The 7,205-nt window shown below is 60.2% G+C and carries 4 protein-coding genes; 2 read left to right on the top strand and 2 right to left on the bottom strand.

Annotated elements, in window-relative coordinates:
- Positions 1-302 precede the first annotated feature (302 nt).
- A complete protein-coding gene (gene ligB / locus ACRC0P_RS11375; RefSeq protein ID WP_438630946.1) occupies positions 303-2,051 on the top strand; it encodes an NAD-dependent DNA ligase LigB in 1,749 nt (582 codons plus the stop codon).
- 139 nt (positions 2,052-2,190) lie between these two features.
- Here ligB and ACRC0P_RS11370 read toward each other — a convergent pair whose 3' ends face one another.
- Together ACRC0P_RS11370 and ACRC0P_RS11365 are read right to left on the bottom strand one after the other, a co-directional pair.
- On the bottom strand, positions 2,191-4,482 hold the full coding sequence (locus ACRC0P_RS11370) for a beta-L-arabinofuranosidase domain-containing protein (RefSeq protein ID WP_438630948.1): 2,292 nt from the start codon (positions 4,480-4,482) through the stop codon (positions 2,191-2,193).
- Between the two features lie 271 nt (positions 4,483-4,753).
- Complete coding sequence (locus ACRC0P_RS11365) at positions 4,754-5,803, bottom strand: arabinan endo-1,5-alpha-L-arabinosidase (RefSeq protein ID WP_438630944.1); 1,050 nt, start codon at positions 5,801-5,803, stop codon at positions 4,754-4,756.
- 313 nt (positions 5,804-6,116) lie between these two features.
- On the opposite strand from ACRC0P_RS11365, the gene ACRC0P_RS11360 reads away from it, so the two are divergent.
- Positions 6,117-7,049, top strand: a complete 933-nt coding sequence (locus ACRC0P_RS11360; RefSeq protein ID WP_438630942.1) for a glycoside hydrolase family 43 protein — start codon at positions 6,117-6,119, stop codon at positions 7,047-7,049.
- Positions 7,050-7,205: the final 156 nt, after the last annotated feature.

The following is a 7,205-nucleotide window of genomic DNA, read 5'->3' as shown; positions in this document are numbered from 1 at the left end:
AAGGACGTATTTAAGGGGGGCGCCCAGCCCGTGTCCCGGAAAGCGGCCCCCCACCCGGTCCCGCACTGAGACCGAATCTTTGAAGACTTCAAACAGGCTCAAAGGTACTGGCTCTGCAGGAGCCTGCTTGCAGGCGAATATTTACGGCCCTGAAACGCCACTGCTCATTTGCAAGCCGGCCAGGGAGCGCTGTACCTGCGCGATAAAGGGACAGAAAATCCTTTCTGCCCCTTTATCGCCGGCCGCCGTTGCGTTAGCCTCTGCCTATCAGCCGAGAGCAACCAACTAAAGCAATAGTGGGTATGAAAATATCCCGGTCAATATTCAATTCAGGTTTGCTTAATTTCCTCCCTCGTCTCTCCCTGTCAATACTGATTGGCACAAGTGTCTTATTTCCCTCGGTTTCCCTTGCGTTTACAGAATCGCCGGAATGCCCGTCGTGGACAGGCGTGCAGGCAGCGGCGGAAATCAGTCAGCTCCAGCAGAAAATTGTGCAATGGGACGAGGCCTATTACTTCAGGCACAAGGCGCTGGTCGACGATGCGGTTTACGACCAGGCGCGAGCGAAGCTGGCGGTTTGGAACGGCTGCTTTCCAGAGCATGCGCGAAGCGTAACGCCGCCCGACCAGGTGGTGGGGCGGAGTGTGGCGCATCCCGTTCCCCAGACCGGCCTGGAGAAATTGGCGGACGAAGATGCAGTGGCGAATTGGCTCGCCGCCCGCGACGAAGTCTGGATACAGCCGAAGGTCGACGGCGTGGCCGTCTCGCTGGTGTACCGGCACGGCAAACTGGCGCGGATGATCAGCCGCGGCGACGGTCGCCGCGGGCAGGACTGGACATCCCACGCCCGCAAGATAGAGGCAATCCTGCCCAGGATACCCGATACCCGTGCGCAACTGGTCCTGCAGGGAGAGTTGTATTGGCGCTTTGGCGGGCATCGCCAGAAAAACGGCAGTGCCAATGCGCGCGGGCTGGCGAGCGGCGCCATGGCGTCGCGGGTGTTGTCGGAAGAGCAGGCACAGAGATTGACGGTGTTCATCTGGGACTGGCCGGATGGTCCCGCGGCAGTGCCGGAGCGTTTGCAGGCGCTGAAGGCCATGGGCTACGACACCACGGATTTTACCCACCGGGTGAGTGGGGTTGAGGAGGTCGTCCATTGGCGGAAACACTGGTACCGGGCGCCACTGCCGTTTGCTACCGACGGTATTGTGCTGCGCCAGGGCCAACGGCCCGCGGCGGAGCACTGGCGTGCCGAGCCCCCGTTTTGGGCCGCGGCCTGGAAGCACCCGGCGGAGACGGCGCTGGCGGAAGTGGTGGACGTGGAATTTTCCGTGGGTCGCACCGGCCGGATAGTGCCGGTGGTGGAGATACGTCCCACCCAGTTGGATGACCGGGAAATCCGACGGGTGAGCAGCGGTTCCTTCGCCCGCTGGAAACAGTGGGATATCCGCCCCGGAGACCAGTTGCGCATCGCACTGGCGGGACAGACGATCCCTAAAATACTCGATGTGGTTTTGCCGGCGACACAGCGGGCTGTATTGGATGTACCCGACTCCGGGGAATTCGGATCGCTGACCTGTTGGCGGCCAACGGTAAAATGTAAAGGGCAGTTTCTGGCGCGGGCGGTTTGGCTCGGAGAAAAACTGAATTTCCGGGCCATGGGGGAAGGGCGCTGGCGGACTCTGATGGAGGCGGGCGCGCTGCCGGATTTGCTGGCTTGGACGGAGCTGTCACATCAAGAGTTGATCGACATTCCCGATATTGGGGAGGTGCTTGCAGGTAAACTGGAAACGAATTTCCAGCAGGCGAAGACGCGCACTTTTCGCGAGTGGATGCCCGCGCTGGGCATGCCTTCGGCAGGGACTCTGCCCGGAAACTTCTGGCCGGGCGAAACCTTCGCCAAAATGTCCAGGCGCAGCATTGACGACTGGCAACAGCTGCCGAATATTGGCCCGAAGCGCGCGCAGGACATCTACGGTTTTATGCATCATCCGGAAGTCCTGGCATTGGGGCGTAAATTGGCCACACTTGAGGTTGATGGTTTCTACTGACCGAAAGCACCTTGGTCCTTGCCGTGGGGTGCGCCGTGCGCACCGGGAAGAGCTGTAGCTCGTACAGCCCTGGATGGTGCGCACGGCGCACCCTACGATTGCAATTCCCAGCTTTGCGGCCAATGGAAACTTTTACCGGCTATTGCCGAAGCAGCCGAACTCCATAGATGCCGCCGGCTGTTGAGCCCTCCCGGGCTTCAAAGCGCAGCTCGAGAACACTTTTATCGTTTTGAGCTGGCACCTCCTCCGGCAAGGGATAATCGACATCGAAAAATCTATCCCCTTCGCTGCCGTCCAGCGTGACATCCGCGAGCTTGATACCGTTGAGCAAAACATCAAAGGTGCGGCCCTTATCGAGCCCGTAATAGGTAATACGGATTTTCGACGCCTCGCCTTTCGGGTCTTTCAGCCGATAGCTGAACCAGCCGCTGGCATGGCGCCAGTGCCGCCCCTTGTGCACGCCCGCCTCGGTCCCTTCTCCGGCAAAGAAATGATCGGACTCCGGTTGCTGCTCGCCGGGCGCGACCTTGTCGATCGTTTTTGCCTCGAGTGCCAGTCTCGTTTTATCGGCTTCGGCATTTTTCCGCTGGCGTTCCGCCAACTGTTGCGGTGTGCTGAAGGGCCAGTAGAGCATATAGCGGGATTCGTGCAGGCGGAAAAAGGGAATCAATTCCAGGCCTTCATCGCTTTGGCTTTGGAGTTCCTTCGGCGCGGCAAAGCGCAGCCGGGAGCCGGGCAGGCGCCGGAGCTTGTCGAGAAAATCGTGGCTGTCGCTGACGAACAGGGGAGCGGCCTCCAGGGAACACATCGGTCCGCTGGCGATATGCCCCATACGGCTGTCGTCGGCGAAGAAATCGAGTTTCTCATCGGCAAAGGGCTGGGTCTTTGCCGCCAGCACCACAGGGCCGTAGAGCAGGGCGTAGTAGTCCGAGCCGTCCGGCATCTGCTCCAGTTGCGGGTGCATGGGCAGTTTTATGTCCACGCGGTCGCCCGCCTTCCACTCGCGGCTGATGGGAATATAGCCGCCGGGCTTTGCGCTGTACGCAAAGGGTTTGCCGTTGATATGAATTGACAGTCTGGCTCCGGATACCCAGGCCGGCTGGCGCAGTTGCAGGGTAAAACTGGCGTCGCTGTCCAGGGTGATGGTGGTTGTGTCTTCGTCGGGGAAATGATTGGTTTGGGAGAGCGAAAGGTCTTTCTCTTTCCAAGTCAGGGTGGAGGGGATAAAGAGATTGACAAACAGCTCGTCGCCCCGGTGAGCGTAGATCATTTCACCGTATTTGCTGTGGTTCTCGATGCCCGATCCCACACAGCACCACATGGCCTGGTCCGGTTGTGAGTAGACGCGGTAGTGCTGCGGCCGCATGGGGGTAAAGTAGACCAGGCCGCCGGTATCCGGGTTCTGGGAGGAGAGGATATGGTTGTACAGCGCCCGCTCGTAATAGCGGATATAGCGGGTGTCCGGGTCCGTCTGGTAGAGCAGGCGGGTGAGTTTGAGCATATTGTAGGTGTTGCAGGTCTCCGGCCCCTCCACGTCGCTGACCATTGAGGAAAAATCCCCGCGGTCGTGGAAGTGCTCGCGCACGCTGTTGCCGCCGATGGCCACGGTGCGGTGCTCCACCACCTCCCGCCAGAAATATTCCGCGGCTTCCTGCCAGTCGCTGTCCCCGGCCAGATCTCCCACGCGCTTGTAGCCGATCACCTTGGGAATCTGCGTGTTGGCGTGCAGCCCGGTCAGTGCATCCCGGCGCTGTTCCAGGGGCTGGAGAATTTCCCGGTGGGAGAGGCGGCGGGCGACGTCCAGATATTTGCTTTCGCCGGTGATCGCCGCCACATCCGCATAGACTTCGTTCAGACCGCCGTGTTCGCTTTTGAGTATCTGCTGGACCTGGTTGTCGGAAAGTTTCGAGACCAGGCGGGCGCCCCAGTCGGACAGTTTCACCAGCATATCCAGCGCCTGGCGGTTGTCGGTATACAGGTAGGCGTCACGCAGGCCGGAAAAAATCTTGTGGATGTTATACAGGGGTACCCATTTTCCGTTCAGGGTAAACAGGTCCGCGTCAATTTCACCCTCGGCGATCTGTTGCCATATCGCTGCGCCACCCGGTATTCCGCCCAGGTAGCCGTTACCGTTTTTGTCCTGTGCGTGTTTCAGTTCGTCCAGCATATATTGCAGGCGCTCACGGGCCTGGCTGTCGCCGGTGGCCGCATAGGCGAGGCTGAGTGCGGACAGATAGTGACCGCCGATATGACCGTCCAGTCCGGTGGACTCCCAGTTGCCGTAGCTTTCCGTCCTGGGCTCCAGGCCGGCTTCGCGCAGGAAGGGAGCGAGCAGGCGGTCCGGCTCCATGGCCATAATGTAGGCCAGGTTTTTTTCCTGGGCGTACTTGAAGGGGCTGTCCAGCAGGCGGACGTCGGAGAGAGGGAACATTTGCACTTGTTGCTCTTGCGCTGCTGTATTGGCGGCGAGCGCGAAAGCGGACAGTGCGAGCGATAGAATTATTTTTTTCATGGTTAAGTCATTTGTAGGATGGGCAAAGCGCCCATCATCTGGAACCTGATGGGCACGCTTCGCTTTGCCCATCCTACGGTGTTTCCCTTGTAGGAGCCTGCTTGCAGGCGAATCCTGCGGTTTTTAGGCGAAGCACAGAGCTTTTCGCCTGCAAGCAGGCTCCTACAGGGTGGTTACAGTAGTTGATGGGTTATTCCACCAACCGGCTTTGATAACTGTCCAACTGCGCCGCGTCCACCACCGGCCACAGTTCCTCATCCCATTCCAGATCGAGAATTTTCAACTTCTGCAGGCCGTTGTCTGCGGACTCATAGGCATGCAGCACCAGGTAGTCCCTGCCGTCGAAGGTGTAGGCGCTATTGTGTCCCAGGCCGGGCCAGCGCTGGTTGCCGGCGATCAGCGGAGTGCCGCCACCCCGGGCCATATCCACGCCGTCCTTGTCCAAATAGGGGCCGGTGACCGATTTGGAGCGGCCTACTGCCAGGCGGTAGGTGCTGTCGTCGCCACGGCAGCAGAGACCGCGGGAGACGAACAGATAGTAGTAGCCGTTCTTTGGAAAAATAAACGGAGCTTCCAGTTCCGCCGGGGCCGCTTCGTCGTCAGGGGTAAAGGCGGGGCGCTCCGCCCGGGCGATGGTGCGCCACTCCTGGGGCTCGGCGAGGGCGGTCCAGCTCTCGTCGAGTTTTACCAGCTTGAGCCCGTCCCAGAAGGAGCCGAAGCTCATCCAGGCATCGCCCTGTTTGTCCAGCACGATATTGGGGTCGATCGCATTCCAGTTGTCGCGCCCCGGGACCGACTGCACCAGGATGCCCTGGTCTTCCCAGCGATAATTCGGTGATTGCGGGTCCAGGGTCCTGTTGATGGCGACGCCGATGGCGGAGGTGTTTTTGCCGAAGGCGGATACCGAGTAGTAGAGGTAGAAGCGGCCGTTCCGGGCGATCACGTCTGGTGCCCATAAGTGGCCGTTAAAGCCGGGAGCCACACTTCTGGCCCAGTCCGGCTCGCCGGCGAAAACGCGGTCCGAACGGGTCCAGTTCATCAGGTCCGGCGAGCGATAGATGGTGATTCCCGGCCCAGTACTGAACAGATAGTAGTCGTCCCCCTCCTCGGCCATCACCGGGTCGTGAATGCTGACTTGCGGGGCGCGGTCGCTGATATCGGCTTGGGCGCAGGCGCAGAGCAGGGCGCTCAACAGCATGCCGGCGCCGGGGCGGACCAATGAGGACAGGAAGGGGGGCATAGAAACTCTCTCTTCTTATATATAGATACAGACTCTTTCAGTCGATGGTGGTCGCCGAGCACATCCCTGTGCCCGGCCCTTCGGCAGCTTCGCTGCGCCAAATCGCTCCAGGCGATTTGGTCACCACTACCGGGGTTGTGACTCTAATAGTATTATAATAATATCGTTAAAAAGGCAGCAACAAGCATTGCCGCACGTGCCACAACAATAATCAAGGGCGATGACAATGTCAGTTCAACTCCCGCAAACGACCGCCCCCGCCCTCCGATCGGCCTTCCTTTGCCTGCTGTTGGCCATAGTTTCAGGGAAAGCCATGGCCTATGACAATCCGCTGATAACCCAGCGGGCGGACCCCTGGGTTGTCCGGCATACGGATGGCTACTACTACTTCGTGGCCACAGTGCCGGAATACGACCAAATCGAGTTGCGCAGTTCCCGCACCGTCCAGGGCCTGGCCGATGCCCGGGCCGAGGTGATATGGCGCAAGCACGCCAGCGGCCCCATGGGCGCACATATCTGGGCACCTGAGCTGCACTGGATCGAGGATGCCTGGTATATCTATTTTGCGGCCGGCGAGGTGGAGCACCCCTGGCGTATCCGTATGTACGCCCTGCGCAATACCTCCGCCGATCCCACCGAGGGTAACTGGGAGGAAATGGGGCGGATCGTCACACCGCACGATACCTTTTCCCTGGACGCCACCAGCTTTTCCCACAAAGGCAAACGCTACCTGCTCTGGGCCCAATCCGATCCCGAAAGCAACTACAACTCAGCCCTGCTGTTGGCAGAGATGGAATCTCCCATTCGTATCAAGGAACCGGTGGTCACCCTGACCAGGCCGGAGCTGGACTGGGAGACGGTGGGTTACAAGGTCAATGAGGGTGCCGCGGTACTGCAGAAGAACGGCCGCGTATTCGTCACCTACTCCGCCAGTGCCACCGATCACAACTATGCAGTGGGCCTGCTCTGGGCCGATGCGGACGAGGACCTGCTGGACCCGGATGTCTGGCACAAATCGCCGCAGCCTGTTTTCCACACCAATCCCGAGGTCAAGCGCTTCGGCCCCGGCCACAACAGCTTTACTGTGGCGGAGGACGGCGTCACCGACCTGATGGTGTACCACGCGCGGGACTACCGCGAGATAGAGGGCGATCCCTTGAACGACCCCAACCGCCACACCCGGGTCCGGGTGCTGCACTGGGATAAAAACGGTATGCCGGATTTTCGCCAGGAAGAGGGCGATTGATACCCCTGTAGGAGCGGGCCGTGCCCGCGACAAATCGGCAGGATAGAAGTAACTCAAGTTTCGGAGTTCGGCGCCTGCCGGCGGCAAAAGCCGGGGCGGGGTGCGCCTTTCTGGGACTGTCTGCGAGAGGGACCTCGCGGACAAGCCTACAGGGAT

It is taken from the genome of Microbulbifer sp., assembly GCF_051659245.1.
GTDB lineage: Bacteria > Pseudomonadota > Gammaproteobacteria > Pseudomonadales > Cellvibrionaceae > Microbulbifer.
The sequence above is the reverse complement of the archived record's forward strand: the minus strand, read 5'-3'. Positions and strand labels throughout refer to the sequence as shown.